Annotated in this window: 13 protein-coding genes; 3 read left to right on the top strand and 10 right to left on the bottom strand. The window is 63.0% G+C overall.

Annotated features, from left to right (window positions below):
• Positions 1-8: 8 nt before the first annotated feature.
• The 7 genes from pelG to P3T20_RS18380 form a co-directional block, all read right to left on the bottom strand.
• Positions 9-1,382 carry an exopolysaccharide Pel transporter PelG gene (gene pelG / locus P3T20_RS18410; protein ID WP_074265075.1) on the bottom strand — a complete coding sequence of 458 codons (1,374 nt, stop codon included), beginning with the start codon at positions 1,380-1,382 and terminating at the stop codon, positions 9-11.
• Entirely contained in the window at positions 1,382-3,010 is a 1,629-nt protein-coding gene (pelF, locus tag P3T20_RS18405; RefSeq protein ID WP_074265076.1) for a GT4 family glycosyltransferase PelF, read from the bottom strand. Before pelF ends, pelG begins: the two co-directional genes overlap by 1 nt.
• Positions 3,007-4,020, bottom strand: coding sequence for a tetratricopeptide repeat protein (locus P3T20_RS18400; protein ID WP_074265077.1), 1,014 nt, complete (start codon positions 4,018-4,020; stop codon positions 3,007-3,009). The genes pelF and P3T20_RS18400 overlap by 4 nt, the downstream gene beginning before the upstream one ends.
• The gene (locus tag P3T20_RS18395) at positions 4,013-5,437 is read right to left on the bottom strand and encodes a PelD GGDEF domain-containing protein (RefSeq protein ID WP_074265078.1); all 1,425 of its coding nucleotides are present in this window, start codon (positions 5,435-5,437) and stop codon (positions 4,013-4,015) included. Before P3T20_RS18395 ends, P3T20_RS18400 begins: the two co-directional genes overlap by 8 nt.
• Before the next feature lie 49 nt (positions 5,438-5,486).
• Positions 5,487-6,038 (bottom strand): penicillin-binding protein activator LpoB, encoded by a 552-nt coding sequence (locus P3T20_RS18390; RefSeq protein ID WP_074265079.1) that lies wholly within the window; start codon positions 6,036-6,038, stop codon positions 5,487-5,489.
• Positions 6,039-6,154: 116 nt separating this feature from the next.
• Positions 6,155-10,294, bottom strand: coding sequence for a tetratricopeptide repeat protein (locus tag P3T20_RS18385; RefSeq protein ID WP_074265080.1), 4,140 nt, complete (start codon positions 10,292-10,294; stop codon positions 6,155-6,157).
• Positions 10,284-13,139 carry a sugar ABC transporter gene (locus tag P3T20_RS18380; protein ID WP_254368851.1) on the bottom strand — a complete coding sequence of 952 codons (2,856 nt, stop codon included), beginning with the start codon at positions 13,137-13,139 and terminating at the stop codon, positions 10,284-10,286. Before P3T20_RS18380 ends, P3T20_RS18385 begins: the two co-directional genes overlap by 11 nt.
• Before the next feature lie 776 nt (positions 13,140-13,915).
• Between P3T20_RS18380 and P3T20_RS18375 the strand changes: the two genes are divergently transcribed.
• Complete coding sequence (locus P3T20_RS18375) at positions 13,916-15,322, top strand: sensor domain-containing diguanylate cyclase (protein WP_083611433.1); 1,407 nt, start codon at positions 13,916-13,918, stop codon at positions 15,320-15,322.
• Between the two features lie 117 nt (positions 15,323-15,439).
• Positions 15,440-15,601, top strand: a complete 162-nt coding sequence (locus P3T20_RS18370; RefSeq protein WP_074265082.1) for a DUF1328 family protein — start codon at positions 15,440-15,442, stop codon at positions 15,599-15,601.
• 109 nt (positions 15,602-15,710) lie between these two features.
• On the opposite strand, the gene P3T20_RS18365 is transcribed toward P3T20_RS18370, so the two are convergent.
• From P3T20_RS18365 to P3T20_RS18355, 3 genes are all read right to left on the bottom strand, one after another.
• Positions 15,711-16,055: a hypothetical protein gene (locus tag P3T20_RS18365; protein WP_074265083.1), complete on the bottom strand. Its 345-nt coding sequence runs from the start codon at positions 16,053-16,055 to the stop codon at positions 15,711-15,713.
• A gap of 51 nt (positions 16,056-16,106) precedes the next feature.
• Positions 16,107-16,739 carry a GNAT family N-acetyltransferase gene (locus P3T20_RS18360; protein WP_074266117.1) on the bottom strand — a complete coding sequence of 211 codons (633 nt, stop codon included), beginning with the start codon at positions 16,737-16,739 and terminating at the stop codon, positions 16,107-16,109.
• 152 nt (positions 16,740-16,891) lie between these two features.
• Positions 16,892-17,932, bottom strand: a complete 1,041-nt coding sequence (locus P3T20_RS18355; RefSeq protein ID WP_074265084.1) for a glycosyltransferase — start codon at positions 17,930-17,932, stop codon at positions 16,892-16,894.
• 307 nt (positions 17,933-18,239) lie between these two features.
• On the opposite strand from P3T20_RS18355, the gene P3T20_RS18350 reads away from it, so the two are divergent.
• Complete coding sequence (locus P3T20_RS18350; protein WP_143787525.1) at positions 18,240-19,688, top strand: hypothetical protein; 1,449 nt, start codon at positions 18,240-18,242, stop codon at positions 19,686-19,688.
• Positions 19,689-19,716: the final 28 nt, after the last annotated feature.

Below are 19,716 nucleotides of genomic sequence, written 5' to 3'. Positions count from 1 at the left end.
CCGCACTATCAGTTATGCAGCATGTAGGTTTCGTATTCGAGTTTGGCGAACTTGCGATCCAGCGTCAGCACCGCGCCGACTACCAGAATCAGCAGCGCCAAAGCAAAACCATACCCATACGTATTGGGACTCATCTGCAACGTGATCCACGTCAGCGCGCCGTTGAGCACCACAAACGCCACACACAGCTTCAACACCGTACGTCGTGCATCCAGATAGAAGAACACGTTCAGGAGACCCAACAGCACCACCTGCAGACTGGCCGCAATCACGTCGACGGTGAGAAGCGGCATGTATAGCGGCGAAATATTCAGCGCCGCGAGCACGTTCGACCCAAAAGCGAAAATCAGCAGCAGCACGACAACCTGAATCTTGATGATCTCATACAGACCCGCACGCACGCTGCCCACCATCATGTCGCGCATATCGTTGATGTGGCGCAGCGTCGCGCCGCTGCGCACGGCATCGTAGAACGCGTCGTAATACTCGACGAAGTCCGCCTCGATACGCACCAGGAAGGTCGCCATGCCAGGCATCACGCACACATAGGCGATGAACACCGGGATATCGTAGATCACCGATGCATGCAGCGGCCCGATGACCGGCGCGCCCGTGCCTGGCGAATACCAGAACATGAACTTGTCGAGCCACACGCCGAGATTGAAGAACAGCCCCACCAGCGCGAGCGTCGGATAAGCGAAGCGCTTGTCGAACACCTCGAAGGAAATCAGCCGGCCGCTGCGGTAGTTACGGTAGATCAATCCGGACAGACCGCCCAGCAACACCAGGTGGCCCGCAACAAAGCCGCCGAGCAGCCCCGACAGGCCGTGCCGGTTGAGCATCAGCGCGAACGCGACGGTGCAGCCGTAGCCGATCAGAAACACAAACAGGATCTGCCGGTACTGCTTGACGCTGGAGAGAAAAATCACGGCGATCCAGATGTTGCTGATCACCACGAAACCCGCCACCATCAGCACGCGATAGGCCAAAGGCTCGCTCTTGAACCCCACCAGCATTGCCACCACGCCCACCAGCCCGGAAGCGATCGTGCTGACCAGCACGACCCCGTTGTAGTTCGACAGCACCAGATCGTCGCGCTTTTCAAACAGGCGGTCGGAGATGAAACGCGTAAACGACAGTTGCAGCGGACCCGTCAAAATCAGGCTCAGCGCAATCAGATACGTCACCGATATCTGAAACTGCACGATCGCGTATTTCGGTATCACGAACGCGAGGCTCATCACCCCGATGATCAGGATACCGAAGATCGACAGGATCAACGGCCCCGAGCTGATCAGGCCAGCGTAGGCGTAAGCCCGCGCGACACCGAACAGCGTGTCGTGCTTGAGGATCTTGCGCAGTTCGAAACCAATCCCGGCCATTAGCGTGTCTCCCCGGCTTGAGCGGTGCGCGGGCTCGTCTGCGCGCCATGGTGCACCGGGCAGCCGCCCGCGGCTGCGTTGCGCGAGCCGCGCGGAACATCCGGGGCCGCTGCGAGCTTCTCGTACAGGGTCCGGTAGCTGTCGGTCATCTGCGCCTTCGTGTAATAGCGGCGCACCCGTGCGAGGCCAGCCTGCTGCGCGGCCTGCCAGCGGGCGTCGTCGTTCAGCAGCGCCACCACGGCCTGCGCGAAGGCGGCCGGATTGGCGATCTGCACCACTGCGCCCGCACTGCCGAGCGCGCGGTCTTCCGCATCGAGTCCTTCGATCATCTGGCGGCATGCGCCGACATCGGTCGTGATGGACGGAATACCGGCTGCAAACCCTTCCAGCACGACCAGTGGCAACGCCTCGCTGATCGACGTGAGGGCGATGACGTCGATTTTCGGCAGCACATCGTCGATGCGCTGAAAGCCGAGAAACTTCACGTTTGCGGCCAGCCCCAGACTCTCCACCAGCGCACGGCATTCGAGCGCGTAACCCGGATCTTCTTCTTCCGGCCCGATGATCCAGCCTTCGATCTCGGGCATGCTGCGGGAGGCCACGAACATGGCGCGAATAAACGTCTTGATGTCCTTGATCGGCACCACCCGGCCGATCAGCGCGACCACCTTGTGCGGCCCTGCCTTGCGCTGCTCGACAAGCGGTGCAAGGCCGTCGACGTCCACGCCATTCGGAATGCTGCGGGTGCGCTCGGCAACCGCGCCGTCTGCGACCTGGCGCAAGCGGTTCGTTTCGTACAGGGCGACGATGTCGTCGGCGGCGTCGTACGCGAGCTTGCCGATCGCCTCGAAAAAGCGCACCCAGAGTTCGCGGAAATAACTGATACGCGAGATGTCACGCTCGAATGCGCCGCGATTGTCGCGAATCCACTGACTCTGCAACAGATCGATCTTGCGCTCTTTCGTGTAGATACCGTGCTCGGAAATCAGCAGCGGCCGCCCCGTGCGGTAGTGCAGCAGCGCACCGAGAAAGCCTGCGTATCCCGTCGAAATCGTGTGATAGACCTTCGCCGGTATCAGCTTCTCAGCGACGTTCGCGAGTAACCACAACGGCTTGTGCATGATCCGCACGGTCCAGAAGTAGTCGGTAAACGACGGGTCGGTGCAGTGCTTTTCGTACTGCTCGACGATGAACTCCCACGACTGGCGGCTCGCCAGAAACTGCGCTTCGTTGAGCGCGCCGTGTTCGCCGAGCGTCGGCACCATCTCGGCCATCAGCTTGCCCACATCCGCACCGCGCACGTCGCGCAAAGCCGCGTGCAACTCGGCCGACTTCGCAAACGCCGCGGCGTCGCCTTCAATCTCGCGCGGCCGGCTGGCGTCTACGGAAGCCGTCTCATACAGGTAATGGGTCTCGAAGTGCACGACGTTGTCGGGCAACTTGTAGGCCGCACCGTGATAGTCCTGCTCGCGGCTGCCGATAAAGACAATCGCAAAGCGCGTCTGCGGGTACGCGCGCAGCATTTCGTTGACCCAGCTCGACACCCCGCCCCGCACAAACGGGAAGGTGCCTTCCAGCAGCAGGCAGACATCGGCATCGGCGGCACGCCGCATCAAGGACTCTTTCATGATGACCAGTAAGTCACAGCAGGTTTGAGCGTCGGCAGCGCTGCGGCATTGCCGAGCGTCGCGAGCCATTGACTGGTTTGAGCGTAGTCGCCGCGCAGGAACGCCACTTCGGCGAGCCAGGGCGTCAGGCGTTCACGCGGAAAGCCCAGTTCGAGGGCGCGTTCCATGTACTGTCCCGCTTCATCGGGGCGGCCCTCGGCAAGCGCGAGGCGGCCGCGAATCAGCCACAGCGCCGCGTCCTTGTCGTCGGTAGCGAGCGCGTCGCGTGCGTAGCGGTCGGCCTGCTCGAGCGTATGGCGATACACCGCGCCCTGCACGAGGTTCTGATAGACCAGCTCGAAATACAGTTCGGCGAGGCGCCGGTTGATCGCATGGCGCTCGCTGTCGTCCTTCGCCTGTTCGAGGGCTTTAGCGGTCGTGAAGATCTTCTGCATGATCTCGTTCTCGGCCTGGTCCAGCGTGCCGTAAGCAATCAGACGCACGTCCTCGATCGGATCGGCCAGCAGATCGCGCAACAGTGTGCCCGTGGTGCGGGTGGGCATGCTCTGGATTGCGACGAGTGCGGTAAGCCGGTCGGTCGAAGAGACCTGCGTGTTGATCAGGCGCGCCTGCAGCCGGGCTCCGCCACCGTGCGAAACGCGCGAGACGAGGTAGCTGACGAATTCAGGGCGCGGCACATCGGTCAGTTGATCGCTGTCTCTCGTGCCCGGGAACCACGCTGCCCAGATACAGCTTGCCAGCAGGACGAGGCCGGCGCCGAGCGGCACGAACGTGCACAGCACCCACAGCAGCAGGAGCGTCCAGAAGCGCGGCTCGCGGTAACGCGACGGCAGCATCACGCGCAGCAGCAGCGCCTGCACGAGCGCAACCAGCGCCTGCGCGACAAAGCCGGCCAGCAGCGGATCGACGCCCGCAGGTGCGCGCAGGAAGCTCAGGTACGCGAAGTATTCCACCAGCACATAGCCGGCGAACGACAGCACGTTGACGAGGGCGGAAATGAGCTTAGACATCGAGGCCGCTACGCTTGAGAAGGCGCTGCAGCGCCGGACCGGGATCCATGGTGCCCAGATGCAGCGTATGCACGCCGACGCGGGCGCTCTCCAGATTCAGGTTGAACTGGGCCGAGAGGCTGCCTTCGATACGGGCGAGATAACCGTCGATGCCGGTCGTGTCCGTTGCAGGCATGAGGTTGACCAGCACCGACTGCGACGCCGTTTGCACCGGCCACATCAGGTCGAGCGCACGACGGCGGCGAATCACGTGTTCGAACAGCGAGTCGCCCGCTTCGTCGCGCGGGAACGCCAACGCGACCATCGACGAAGCGATTCCGGCGTCGCGCTGCAGACGCGTCAGGCGTCCAAGGTCGAGCGCGAAATCGTACGGACAGCCAGGCACAGCGGCAAGGATGCCCTGCACGAGGCCCGAGTGCTCCACGCCGTCCGCGTAATAGCCGAGCAGCACCAGCAGCAGTTGCAGGTTATCGAAGTTCAGCGACAGGAACGGCATGCGCTTGATCACCAGCACCGCCAGCAACTGGCCGTCGGCGCTGACAAGAGGCGCGCACACCAGGTATTGCGACTGGGCGACGGGGATATCCTCGCTTTTCAGATGCGCGACGCTCATCGTGCTGATAGCGTGCGTGACAAGCTCGTCGTCCGGCGCGAGCGCGAAGTCATCGCCCACGCGGGCAGCAGCCTCGCGGCCGACCTGGCCGTTGCGCACCGGGAACAGCGCCGCGACTTCGATCTGGCATACCTGGGCGACAAATTCGAGCAGACCATGCGCGCCCGGCAACGCGCGCAACGAAGCAGGAGGTGTGACGGTGTCCTGAGCACCGCTCTCTCCCTGCACCGACAGGCGTCGCAACTCGGTAATCGAATCGCGCAGCGTGGTGGGCCGGGACAGCAGATCTTTTTCGAGCCGCTCGTGCGACAGGCGCATCAGATAGTGGCTGTTGGTGATCGCCACGAGACGGTCGTTCAGGTAGTCATTGATGGTCGAAGCACGCGCGGCGCGATGGCCCCACGTATCGCCGAAGTGACCCGCGACGATGGTCTGCAGCAGCCCGCCGGTGAAGAACATCAGGGGCCACGGCTGGCCGTGGCTGCCGCCCAGCAGATACCATGCGCCCACCGTCATCGCGCTCGCCAGCAGTCCGAGCAACGTGCCGTAGCGCAGGGCGATCACGAACGGCGCGAACCACAACCACGGGAAACCCGAATTCAGCAGCAGCGGATCCGTACGGTCGAACGCCCAGCACAGCCCGAACACCACGAGCATGAAGATGATCGTTTCGACAATAGCGAAGGGCCGTGTAACAGCGGGCGCGACCAGCCGACGCACGGCGCCAAGGTTGCCGAACGGGTTCGAGTGGCGCGGTTTCGACGCGGCGGCGCCGGTTTGCGCGGTAGCGGTAGCTGTATTCACGGCGTGTTCCTCATGACGGAGCGAATTGCGGATGACGGCGTGCCGTCACTCACGAATGCGCGTGCAGCGGTGCAAGCAGGCCACCGATCAGCGTCGTGGCGACACTCGAGAGACTCGAGCGGCTCCAGCCACTGCGCGTGCCCGTAGCACTCCAGACAACCTGGCCCGACGTCACGTCGATCAGCTGGAACGTAAGACCAGCCACCGGTTCGCCGTCGACACCGACCTTGTAGCGCCACTCTTCGACCGCACCGGTCAGCACGTACTTGATGTGCTGATCGCGCGCCCAGCCGAGTTGCTTCTCGCCCGTGTCGCGCTGCGCGGTGTCGAACATGGCGGTATTCGCGCCGTCGACCGGTGCAAGGCGCACGTCCGCGAAACCGTTCGCGCGCAGCACGTTCGCAGCGATCGCAGCTGCGCTGCCACCGGCGGCCGGCGTTTCGGTGAAGTTAGCCATCGACACCACCGCAACCGAATCCTGTGACGTCAAAGCCGGCATGCCGGTCTGCCGGATCGAGCTGCATGCGCCGAGCAACAGCGCGCATGTCGCCAGCGCGGCGGACCAGCCGGCCATACGGGACCATCCTTTAGTCTTGCTCATCGAACCACTCCTCAGTTTATGTCGTCTTTCTTGCCGAATTCGTAGCTTGTGTCTACGTTATCTACGTTACATAAGCGTTGCGGCAACCCCGCCGCCCGCCCCCGACCTCGCCCGGATCAATAAAACCAGTTGTAGCGCATACCCACCACCGTCTGCGGCGTACCCAGCCGCGACACGGACTGATGCTCGAAATACAGCGCGAGATGATCGCCGCCGAACACCGAACCCGCGAGTCCAACGCTGACGTCAGGCCCCCACCCCTGGATCGAGTTGTGCACGATGCCGACATCGAGAAACGGCCGCCATGCATGCGTGTACTGATTGAGCAGGTCGTTGCCGAAGCCGAAGTACAGGCCATACTGCGTATAGCTCTGCGGTATGAAGTCGCTGGCGAGAGCCGGCTGCAAGGCCGCCGGCTCGAGCTGCGAAATCAGGCTGTCGGCCGAACCACTCGCACCGTAACCGCCGTGTTCGCCAACCAGACGGAACGTGTAATCGGGGTAGCCCGTGCGGATCCGGTAGCTGATTTCACCGGTTTCCAGCAGCCCGCTGCCGATGTAATCGCGCGCCTGGCTGTAGAAGCGGTCGCCTTCGACGCTACCGGTCATCGTGATTTGCTGGGTTGCGCGCCACGTGAAGTCGCCGACCAGGTTGTCCTTCATGCCGCCAATCTGGAGGAACTGGTCCTCGTCTGCGAGCTGATTGCGGCCAGCGTGCACGCCGAACTGCAGATCCGAGTTGCGGCCCGTTTCCGCTGCGAGTTGCACCGTGTAGAAACTGTCGAGCGCCTCGCGGCGGCCGATCGTCACGCTCGCCGTTGAATCCACCGTCTGCCGCTGCAGGAAAAAGCTGAGCGAGCGATCGACGGACGGAACATTGACGAGCTGGGTAATGTCCGTCGAGCGCTGGAAGTTCTGCACTTCCGTCGCGCCGATCAGGTAGTGGTCGGCGATTTTCTTGCTGCCGGCGAGCGTCTGCGCGACGTAGTCGAGCGGATGTTCGACATAGTTCACGACGCTCGCGTCGATCGACTGCGGCCAGTCGAGCGCTGTTTCGGTCAGGCGTGTATGTACGTCGTTGTTGTCGGGAGCGCCGTCGAGTCCGTCGAAGGCGAGCTGCTCTGCCCGGCCCTGCCGGTCGGTTGCCACCTCGGCGTCGATGCGATCGTCCAGCGGCAGGCGCGAGCGCTCCTGCGCGAGCAGTTGTTCCATCGCGCCGGTATCGTTTTCCGCGAGTGCGATCGTGAGACGCGCATCGGCTGGCTGAGCAAGGCGCGCCGCGTATTGCTGGGCCAGCCAGCGCTTCGCGAGCGGATTGCTCTCGTGCGACACACCCCAGGCGATCGCTACGTCCTTGGCGACTGCATCGCGCAGGCGGTTATTCTGCGCGGTATCGATACCGGCTTCGGGCGCCGCGCCGGGCAAACCCTTGGCAGTACCGAGCAGCGAACGGCGGGCAAGCTTCACGCTCTCCGTCGACTGGGTGCCGGAGAGCAGATCGTTCAGCATGGCGGCCGAGTCGTCGCCGGTCTGGAAATCCGTCGAGAGCGTCACGCGCCGGCCACGAATGTCCGCGAGGGTTTCAGCGTCCTGGCCGGAACGGCCCCGCTGCGCGGCACGTGCCGCGCCGTGCAGTTTGGCCAATGCCGCTTCATCCTGCTGCAGTTGCTGCCAGACCTTATGACGGATCGACCAGGCGAGATCGGGGCGGCCTGCCATTTCCTGGGCGTCGGCATACGTCATCAGCCACAGCGGATCCCGCGACAACGACGCGGATTCGCGCCGCAGATAGTCGAGCGCGCGCACCGGACGGTTCAGGCGCATCTCGGCGGCCGCGTACGGTTCCCATAACGCAGCACTCCTGTCTTCCGTGCCACGCCAGCGTTTCAAGGTCGCATCCAGCTGCGCGTCGGTGCCGTAGTCGACCAGGGTCCACAAATAGGCCGCGCGCAGGTCCGAAGTCGCACCCGGCAGATTGACCGCGTGCTTCAGATCGTCGAGCGCCTTCTCGGGCTGGTCGGTCAGGCGATAGTATTCGGCGCGCACACCGAGTACGCCGGGCGACTGCAGCGCTTCGTCGCGCTCCTGCTCCGTGAGGCTCGCCAGCAGCGCGGCCACACGGTCGAGCGCCTGTGCGTCGGTGTAGTAGTAGATCGCGTTTTGCAGCGCACGCGGCGAATGATCGCGGCGGTACTGCAACTCGGCAACCCGTGCTGCATCGATCGGATACGGATCGAAGAAGTACGTCATGTCACCAAGGTCTTCCGGCGTGCTGTCACCGCCCGCGAGCAGGTGACGGTACGCTTCGCTCGCCTCGGCGTCACGCTGCAACAGGCGTGCGAGTTCGGCGTAGTTGCGCCAGTAGTCGGTATCGCTGTCTTTCGCATTGCCGCGTGCGCTTTGCAGTGCTGCGAACGAGGCCTCGTAATTACCCTCGCGATACAGCACGCTCGCCGTACGCAGCGCAGCGCCCGCGTTGCCGGGATCGCGCGACTGCACGGCGCGGTACGCCGCGAGCGCCTGATCGTCGTGGCCCGCGCGTTCGGCGAGCGCGCCGATGCGCTGATCGATTGCATCGGCGTTGTGTCCGCGCGGCAAGCCTCGCAAAAACGCGAGGCCGTCGTCCGGCCGGCCGAGCCGCTCGTAAGTCGCGATCACGTTGTCGACCAGCTTCAGATCGTCGGGCGACGCCTGGGACGCGTGAACGAGGGCCGCAAGATACGCGTTGTCGTCGTCGAGCATCGGTGCGATGCGCAGGACGTTTTGCCAACCTACAGGGTCGTTCGACAGTCTTGCGTAGTCGAGCCAGGCATTCAACGCGAGCGACGGATTGCGGTCCCACTCGGCGGTCTGCGCGAGACGCTTCGTCCACAGGACCGAGCGCGGATCCCGCTGGACCTGCTGCTGGGCGATTTTCTCGGCATTTGCAAGGTCACCCGATTCGACGAACGACTGGAATACGAGGTCGGCTACCTTCGGATCCTTGCCGCCGCCCGGCGCGGTGCCGTCGGAGGCCGGTGCGGGCGCCGCGGCGGGTGCCGGGTCGGCTGGCGCAACGGGCTTGGGACTGGCCGGCGCGGCGGGTGCCGGGCTGGGTGTCGCGGCGGCTGCCAGCGTAGCCGTAACGGCGGGCGCTGGGCTCGGCGCCGCAACGGGCTTCGTGCCCGGCGCCGGCGTGGGCACCGGGTTTGCACCCGTGCTCGCGGCAACCCGGATCACGCCCCACCACTCCGTCGCCTTGCGCATGCTCACCGAGGCGAAACCATGGTGCGTCGGCAGCGGACCATCCATATAGGCATACGCCGACTGCGGCGTGTCTTGCGACACGTCTCGCTCCCCACCCTGCGGAGCGTCGGATGCGATTGCAGCCGTACCATCCTGTGCCAGAGCCGTGTCAGGCCCGGATGGCTGCGCCTGCGCGTAGCGCGCGAGCATCTTCGCGTAGTAATCGACGCGATCGGGCCGGTTGGCGGCGCGCGCGAGATTGAGCAACACGACCAGGGTTGCCGGATCGGTATCGAGCGCGCCGAGATGTTGATCGGCAGCCGTCAGCGCCTCGTTCAACAGATTGCCTGACTGCAGCGTGCGGATCGCCGCAATGAAACAGCGCCGCTGTTCTTCGCGCGTCTTCGCCGCGGCCTGCTGGCGGAACCAGGCATCGGCCCCAGCGCGGTAGTCGCCCGTCTGAATGGCGTAGCGTGTGATCTGCGTATCCCAACCGTTGCGCCCGCCCGGGTCGCCCGCCGAAAGACGCGTGTAGAGTTGCAACGCCAGATCGGGCAAACCAACCGCGGCGCAACGCTGCGCCAGCCATTCGAGATCCTTCGGCGCCCACGGCAAGCGCGCGGCCTGCGTCAACTGCGCACGCAGATTCGCAAGCGCGGCTTCGCGGCGGGGGTCGTCCTCGGGAATCGCAAACGTACGCTGTTCGGCGATCGACAGCCGCAGCATCATCGCGGCAAGCCGCATGTGAGTCGAACCGAGCGCCTCCATCCGCCGGGCTACCCGGGCGGCGTCGTCCATCCGCCCGAGCGACGTGTACTGCGCACCCAGCAGCGAGAGGAATTCCTCGTTGTTCGGCTGGACCTTCGACCAGGCTTCGAGGTAGGCAGCACTCAGATCGCTCGGCGCGCCTACTGATGCCAGCCGTTGCTGCAGGCCACCGCGCGGCGACGACGCGATCATCGTCAGCGGCACCACTGCAGCAAGCAGCAGGACGAGCTTGGTCGGAGCGATACGCGGACGCTCAGCGCGCACAGTTGACCTCGACCGGTTGATAGTTCATCTGCAAATCCGCGCTCGCGGACGTGTCGAAACGCAGGGACGAGCCGTTGCGTTGTACAGCCACGGACCGGCCGGCAACCTCGACACTGCAGGTGCCAGCATTGGCCAGTTGTACGAACGGCTGGTAATAGCCACCAAACTCGAATGCCATCCCGCGCGCCGTACGTTTGAACTGACGGACGTAACCGTTGGCGACGGCGATGTAGGGCAGTTGTGCATTCGCCGTCTGCGCCGCATCGGCCTGGGTGATCGCAAATGACGCGGCGCCATCCGCGAAATGAATGTATGTGCCGTCGGCGCCCACGTCGTAACCGGTGACACCGGCCGACGCGCGCAGATCCGGTACGCTGCCTGGAGGCGCACGCAGTTCGCGCACTTCGCCGTCGCCACGCACGATCCAGTTCGAATCAGGGCTGCGTGCGGCGCCCGCCGGCGCAATCGCACGCGCAACCGCGAAGTTATGCCAGTCGAGCACCTTGTGCGTGTAATCCGTGATCCTGACCGGCAGCACCGGCTCTTTGAGCACCGTCGAGAAAATCTGGTCGAGCGCACGCAGTGATGCGACCTTGGTACCGCTGTACATGTGGTAGTAAATGTCGATCGGCTTGAAGCGCAGCGGTTTGTCGGTCAGGTCGAAGGTCTCGAGTACGCGCGTAAAACCGTAGAACGGGCCGAGCCAGTCGTTGGTGTAAACGTTCTCATCCTGATTCGGTGCGTACACCTGATACGCGCCCGGCCCTTTGTCGACACCGATCGGCGCGATATTGGTCCAGCTGTTCGCGCTCTTCGTGATGACCGTGTCCCCGCCATTGATGTTCTGGACGCCCGCCGCATAGGTTTTGCGCACGACGATCGCGGGCGGCTCGCAGTTGCCGGGCCACTGCAGGATGACCGTCTTCTTGCCCGGCGGCGCGAGGCGCGTGTTGATGTAGTCGATCGAGCCGGTAATCTCGCGATCGATATTGAACTTGTAGTTCGGGATGTTCAGCGAAAACGCCGTATCGCCACCGCCGCGATCGATCCGCTCACCCGTCGTCGCATCGATGTCCTCCCACTCGAACGGGTGAGAATAGGTGTGCGTACCAATCTCGACGTACGGCAGTGCGAACATTTTGCGAGCGATCTCTTCGAGACGCGGCGAGATCTGCGGATACAGGCCCTTCGGCCCCACTTCGCCTTCGATGACCGACAGGGTCATCGGGATCTTGTAGCGGCTGAATACCTGTTCATAGAGCGCTTCACCCGAGTAATCGGCCCCGGGGAATTCGACGCGTGACGCGAAGCCGTCGCCGTCCACGTGCGTCATGAAGAGGCGCCGGCCGTTTTCCGTCGTCACGTTGGGGGCCGGCATCTGCCGCAGGCGCAACGCTGCCGTGAGAAACGAAATGGGCTGGATCGCCCAGCGTTCCTGACCGATACCGTTGAGCGATACGATCGTGTATGGGTTCATCGCGTAGCCGCCCCACGGCGTGACCGCGACTTCATCGAGCGTGGCGTTGCCCGAGCGCACGCGCAGCAGCGAATGGCTCGCGGCGCCTACCTGAATACCGACGAGGTCGCGCGGCCCCGGTTTCGGGTCGATCTCGAAGCCGATCATCGGATCTCGCGAAACGATTTCCAGCGGATCGTTGAAGGGACCGGCAACGGCCAGCAGATCGAGCGCCGCGCCGTCGTCCTGCTCGGCGTCAAAACCGAACTGGCCAAGAAATGCGACCGGGACGTGCGCCGCCATGCGCGCCTCTACCCACGAGCGCCATGCACTGCTGTCACGCAGATCGTCGCCCTGGAACCACGCGACGACACCGGCGTACCGATCCGGGGTGATGTCGCTGGGCAACTGGCCATTGGCGTCGGCGTATTCGACGTCATAGCCGAGATAGTTGAGCGGCGTCGCGAGATCGCGCACGCCCGGAGTTTCGTCCAGCGGCAGACCCGCAGCCGGATCTTGCACCACCAGGATCTTGCGCGGCAGCACTTCGATTGCTCCCACGCCGACTACATCGGCGGCAGCGTCCGTCACATACGGCGCCACGCCCGTCGCCAGCACCGTGGCCGCCGTCGCGCGGGCGCACACGCGGTCGGCAGGCGGGCAATATTCGAGCGAAATGACCGGCACGCCGGTCTGCTGCGTGAAGGCGCGGTCAGCGGCGACACGGCTCGCGCGCGTGGCGTCCGGCACGTCGAGCAGCTGTGCACCGCCGTTGCCCAGCCCACGCACCAGCGAATCGCCAATCACCGCGTACAAGGCTTTGGCATGCGTTTGCGCCGCTTGCAGCGCGTCCGGGCCGGCGACGACGAGGCGTGCATCCGGATGGGCGGCACGAATAGCCTCGGCGGCCGCGATCGCCGCTGGCGTGTCGAGCAGGAAGCCGCGATAGCCCCGCTGCCACAGCGGCGCGAGGGATTGTGCAAAAGCGTTGGGTGTGACGCCCGGATCCGACGGGTGCGTGCGGGCTATCCACACGGTATGCGCCAGCGGGTGCGCTGCGGGATCAAAACCACGCGTGGGATCTACCACCACGGCGTCGAATGCCTGCAGCAGATCGACCGGGACGTTCGAACCGAAGAAAAGCGCCAGGTTCGGCTGTGCCGGATGGCCGGAGACGCCGGCAAGCGCCTCGCCGGCATGGGCCGGCGACGCTGCCTGCGCGTACGCAGCCTGGTTCGGCGCGAGGCTCGTTGCCAGAACGATGAGTGTAGCGGCGCAGCAACGCACCGCTCTCGTCGCCAGCGTACTCAGCTGTAGTCGTTTGATGAGCGCCACCACCCCCGGGGCCCCCACTTGCGCGCCGAATCTCGGCGCAATCCTCGTTCGCATCTGATTTCTTATGATCGCTTTGAATGTTTTATTGGCGACCGGCGATACACGGCCCAGCTATTCAGGCCAAATCTACCGATTCGACTTCATAATGCTGACCACACTACCCCGCGGCATCCCCTCCCCGGGACAAAACAGGTAACCGGATTCATGCTGCTACAGACAGGATCGATCGACGCGCAAAAGGCATCGTTTGATACGATGATTCGGCGCGCATTTTAGCGCGTTCGCCGAATAAAGTAAGTATTATTTTTGAGACAAGTGATAACGCCAATGCCAATTAGATCAACAGGTTGGCCGGCAATTATGAGATGAAGCCCCCGCCAATAGGCGCCCGCAAACGTTTCCGCCAAGGTTAATAACCACCCAATCTCCGTTGTTAAAATTTAACGATCGTTGACTATTGAATGGCAACGTACGCCAGCGAACGGTCGCACTATTTAATTGATGATACGAATAGGCCGCAAACGTTATCGTCCGCATTCGCAAAGCGCTGACTTATTTTCTATGCCGGAATAAGCGGTGCGCGAATTGTGCTCTTTCTGATGTCATTCCGGACCCCATTCTCAATCGTCATTCGACCTCAGTGTCGTGGCGATCCTGGGCGCGCGTCAATTCCCAAATATTCGGCCATCCCATCCTTCCTTACGGGTACAAGCGTCGCCCAAACGCCACACCAGTCGATAGAATGCCCGTGGGACACAAGCCACGCCCTGCTTTCATACGTCTTTCAATATTCTTTCGCAGTCCAACTCATCACTTCACTCTAGCGTCGCATGAAGAGCAGCATCATGAGCCTGCCGGCCAGCCGGCGTCATCGCCTTGCGGCGTATGCCGTAGCGGGCCTTATTCTGAGCGTGGTTCTGGCCGTGCTGCCGGTGGCAAATGTCCGCGAGCCGAATATCGCGGCCTTCCTGCCGCTGTTCGCGATGGCCGTGTTCGTTACCGAGGGCCTCACCGCCTATTTGTTGTGGACGCAGTTCATGATCACACGTGGGCCGTTTCTCGCTGCATTGAGCGGCGCCTACGCGTACACGTCCGTCACGGTCGCGATCCAGTTGATGGTCTTCCCCGGCGTGTTCTCGCCGCAAGGGCTGCTCGGCGCCGGGCCACAGAGCGCGCTATGGATCTGGGCTTTCTGGCATAGCGGCTCGCCACTGCTGATCCTCGCCGCGCTGTTCGTGCGCCGCCGCTTCCAGGCTCCAGTGCCGCATGCGAAGACGCGTCTTGTCGGCCTGCTTTCGTTAGGTGTCCCGGTTTGTTTGTCGCTGCTGCTTTGCCTCATCGCGATCCGCGGGGATGCCTGGTTGCCCCAACTGGTCGACCCCCGGTCGTACCAACGGCTGCCGAACAGTCCCTCGGGTGTGAACATCGCCATCTTGACCGCCGGGACATTTCTCTACCTGGTCTACAGCACCCGCCTGCAGACCTTGCTCGAACTCTGGCTGGGCGTAGCCCTCTTTGCCGGACTTGGCGACGTGCTGGTGACGATTGCGGCGAACTCGCGCTATAGCATCGGCTGGTACGTGGCCCGGCTCGAATCGGTGCTGGCTTCGAGCATGGTGCTCGGCGTGCTGATCTGGGAAATCAGTCACCTGTATCGCGAGTTGCACGCGGCCAATGCAAGGCTGAGCGAATTCGCGTCGCGCGACGGCCTGACCGGCATCTTCAATCGCCGCTACTTCGACGAGCGCTACCCCATGGCGTTGGGCCATGCCCAAACGGCGCGACGTGCATTGTCGATCCTGATGGTGGACATCGATCATTTCAAGCGCTTTAACGACACGCTCGGGCATCTGCGCGGCGATGAATGCCTGGTCGCCGTTGCCGGTGCGCTGCAGGCCAGTCTGCGGCGCAGCGGCGATTTTGTAGCGCGCTTCGGTGGCGAAGAGTTCGTCGTCGTGCTGCCGGACTGCGACCACGAGATGGCCACGAAGCTTGCCGAAAACGTGCACGCGGCAGTCGCACGCCTCGCCGTCGCGGCCCCGTTCACCGACGCGGGCTGCGTAAGCGTCTCGGTGGGTGTCGCGACTTCGCAGCCCGAGGCGGCCATACCGGCCGCCGAGCTTCTTGCCCAGGCCGACGCCGCGTTATATCGCGCCAAGGAAGCCGGCCGCGACCGCGTCACGGCCTGGCAAGCAACGCCGCTCGGCCTTGCCTCGATTCAGGCCCGTTCGCTGTGACGGGCACAGGAGTTGCTGCCAGACGCTCAGTGGCACGCGCGTGCTGAGCCGTTGAGGCGCAGCGCAGACCGACGTCCGCCGCTTCGACCATTCCAGCCATCCAACGAGGAGACGCCCATGCTTCGCTACGCTGCAATTTTCTTCATCATTGCCATCATCGCTGCAGTGTTCGGTTTCGGTGGCATCGCCGCCGGCGCCGCTGAGATCGCCAAGGTCCTGTTCTTTATCTTTATCGTGATCTTCCTCGTGACCTTGCTGATGGGCGTGGTGCGACGCTGACGGCTAGCGAGGGCCAAAGGAACACCGGACTGGGCCGTCGCGCATTGCAATTGTTGCGCCTCCGGATTGCAATAGTTGCGGCCCAGTTTGCGACTGCGCCTCGATGAGATCAGAGCGCCGCAGCCGCAGGATTAAGCTCGATATGCAGCACGACCAGCCAGCGCCGCGGACAATCGGCCGCGATGCGCGGCCCCGGTTGACCGTCGCGCGCGGCGGCGACAAAACCCTTCTCTTTGGCAAAGCTGAACGCGCGGCGCGCGTCGGCCTGCAGCCACATCGAAACGAGTCCGCAGGTCACGAAACCGAACACGGAAACAATCTGCGGCGAGATGCCCGCGTCGATCTGCCGTGCAAGCACCGTGAACGCAGTGGTCAGGATCTGGCTTGCCGCAATCGCGATCAACACGACCTTGAGCATGCCCCGGAACATCATCCCCGGTCTTGGGTGCACCATCTCTTTCTTCGGTCCTTCTGCTGGTTTGTTTAGGGGGTCTCGCATGGCAGCCTATGCCGCGCGGGCAATCTGGCGGCGCGGCAGTTCGAGCCGCTGCGACCACGTGGCGAGGGTTCGCGCCGCCACTGCGGGTTTGCTGAGAATCGCGCTGTCGTAGCGTTTGCCGTCAAAGCGCATGAAGTCGACAATGCGAAAGCCGTGGCCGCGATAAAACGCAACCAGATGTGCAGCGGGCTGCGGGGTATCCAGAGCGAGTTCCGCATAGCCGCGGGTGGCCGCCCAGTGATCGGCGAAGGCCAGCAGCAGCGTACCGATGCCGCGCGCCTGCCAGGCCGGTTCGACGCCGAACTGGCGCAGGCTCGCGATATCGTCGCGGCAGTACAGTTCGCAAGGCGACTCGCGATCGGGCGCATACAAGGTCATGGTGCCGACGATGCGGCCATCGCATACAGCCACGTAGCAATCGCCGCGTGAAGCCCGCGAACGCGTCACCGCGACGCTCTGATCGACGCAGCTACAGTTCAGGCCCATCGTGCCGAGCCGCTCAAACGCGCGATGCAGCATGGTTGTGAGCGCATCGAACGAATCGCGCGCCGGATCGAAGCGCCGCAGTTCGATACGGCCAAGGCCGCGCCGGACATACTCGATCCGCTGGGGCTGCTGCAGGGCTGCGCGCTGATTCATACTCACCTTGACCATCCACATTCATCATCAGGTGATTGAAGTGTAGATTTGGCCTGTGAGCACCCGCAAGAAAAAATGTCGTAAAAACTGCATACATCGCCGGGCGGCCGGGTGGCCGCCGCCAAGGCTTGCAGCAGGAAAGCGGGCGTGTATCAAACGAAGTGACCACACTCGCGGACAATTTCGCCCGTGCTGCCGACGATCGCCGCGGCCGCGATTTCATCCATGCTTGCGCTCCACCTGTCACGCACGACCTTGTCGTGAGCTTGCGCCCCCTCCATGATTTCGCTTCGTTCGAAGTGAGCTTCTGCATGCTTTATATATGCGCCGTAAGCGGCACCTTGCGGCACCAGCACGCCGAAGCCACCGAAGTTCTCCCTGAAAGTTGCGCGGTCAGGAACGACCGGACGGCAGCCACACAGCGCCGCTTCGAGAACCGGCATGCAGAAGCCCTCGAGGTCCGAGGTCGAAATGACCGTGGCGGAACGACGGTAAATACTCGAAAGTTCGTCATCGCTCAGGCCCGTGAATACCTTGATTCTCTTTGCGAGCCCTAGCGCCTCGACCTCTTGCGTCAGAACCGGCGCCGCCTCGCGCGGCACGACCATCGCGACAGTCCCCGTGCCCTCGGCGTCTTCCTTGACGTATCCCAGCACGCGCTGATAGTTCTTGTGCTCAGCCAACGTCCCCACCCACACCGCTTCGTAGCGTTCACCGGCAGGCGCCTCGCCGACAGAGGACAGAAACTGCCTGTCTATCGGAACGCCGCAGATGTGGTACGGCAACTTTCCGTAGACCTGATTGATCATGCGTCCAGTCGCATGGGTCACGCTGTAAATAAAGCCCATTTTTCTGGAAGCCCATGGCAGGTAGTAGCGATAAAACAGAAGCGACTTTCTGTTGCGCGGATAGAAGTACTGGATGATGTCGTGATAGATCGGAATCTGCTTTGAAAATGCGAACGGAACCACGTATTCCTGGGATGTCACGACAATCAACGGATAACCCGCCGAGCGCCACGCATCGAACACGAAAGCCCAGTAAATCACGAGCCAGGGAACGTGCAGCCTGCCGAGGATTCTCAATACGGCATGATTCCGCTGCGCGTCTTCCAGCTCCTTCGCCCCTAGCACGATGACTTCGCAACCGTGCGACCTGAGCGCCCCGGTCATGTGCGTCAGAAAGCGTGCCATGCTCCCCGGCCCACCCACATTGGCTCCTGGCCCGCATACCAAAACTGATTTCACCTGGCCTCCGCGCAATCGATAAACGTGCGATGAATTAATGGTCCACTGAGCTATACGCGCTCGCCCGCCAACATAGCGGCGTTCGCAGACAGGCCGTAGACGATCAACCTGACGAGTGTGCGCCACCGATCCGTGCGGCGCCGCCGAAAATTAGTCGTTTGACGCCGCGCGTCCGAATGGCGGGGTACCCACTGTTATATTCAGAAAAAAAGGGGGATACGGTCATGGCAAATACCATCTGCCGGGGCGATCCATGTGGAACAAGAGAGAGCCCGTGATGCGCAATTTCTTCACTTCGTTCTGGCTATGGATCTTCCTGTTGCCGCTCGCGCTGGACTACAAGGCGGCCGACGACGCGCGCAGCCATCTCGCGCAGATCCTGCTCGTCATACCGGTGCTAGGCGCCGGCTTCGTCCTCGAACTGATTGCACCACGCTTTGCACGCAAGGCCAAGCTTCGTTCGATCGTCAGCGTTGCGGTGATGGTGACTGTCCTCGGCAGCATCGTGCCGCAACTGCTGGAAGGTAACGATTTCGGCAACTACCTGCGCGTTCTGCTGCCATTTCTGCTGTTCCTGCTCGGCTACCGGGTAATGTGCCATCCCTGGCACGAACAACGCATCGGGCAGATCGAGAAGGCCCTGTTCTGGGCGAACGTCCTCTGTCTGCTGTTCACGCTGGTGTACGGCATGAAAACCACGGCCACCGGTCTCGACGACGTCCGCTACCGCATCGTCTCCCCCACCTTCCTGGTCCTTCAGGCTGCCCTGCTCCACGAATTCGTCATTGCGAAGCGCTTTACCAAGTTCTCTATCTTCATCTTCATGATCACGGTGGTGATCGAACTGCTAAGCGTTACGCGAAGCCTGATGCTGGGCACACTGCTCCTGCTCATGCTGGCGACCTGGCTGGGTGCGCCGTCGATCCATCGTCTGATGCGCGCAGTGCTGCGCGCGGCGCTCGTCGCCGTCATCTGCGGTGCGGTGATCGCAGGCGGAGCCTCGTTCTTCCCGACCGTCGCCGAACACTGGACTATCCGCATGTCCGCATCGAAGGCGACCGAGTCGGGCAGAGATCCCACCACGATAACGCGTCTGGCTGAAATGAAGGATCAGTATGACCAGATCACGTCTTCGCCCGATTCGCTGCTGTTCGGCAAGGGCTATGGACACTATTACCGCTACTCTCCGTCGTATTTACCGGATCTGGCAGGACAGATCAGTGCCAAGGACTTCTACGCAATCCACGAGTGGTTCGCCGGGCACAACTTCTGGGTCTACCAGTTGTTCGCAGGCGGCATCGTATTCGGTCTTGCGCTACCGTTAGCGCTGCTCTACTCGCTCTACCGCTGCTGCATCGCTTACAGAAAATGGCGGGCAGTCGCACCCAATTCACTGTACCTGCCGGTGATGGGACGCGCGATTCTGATGGTGGCGGCCTTGCCGGCGACGTCGATAGGTGGCAATCCGCTCGGCCCACGCTTTGCGGGGCTGGTGTTCGGTGTCGCCTTGGGCCTGATGATCTCGATGCACGCGCACCTGCATCGGATGCACGTAGCACGCACTCGCCGCGCGATGCCGATCAACGTTGCGCGCGCCAGGCTGAACGCGGGCGTCACGGGTGTGAAGGGCATGCCGCACCTGCCTGGTGTGCCCGGGGTGACTCGTGTGCCGGGCTCGTCCGGAATGCCGGGCATGCAATAGCGCAGCCTGGCGACGAGACAGAAGCAGA

The organism is Paraburkholderia sp. GAS206C (assembly GCF_050435645.1).
Taxonomy (GTDB): Bacteria; Pseudomonadota; Gammaproteobacteria; order Burkholderiales; family Burkholderiaceae; genus Paraburkholderia; species Paraburkholderia phenazinium_B.
The sequence above is the reverse complement of the archived record's forward strand: the minus strand, read 5'-3'. Positions and strand labels throughout refer to the sequence as shown.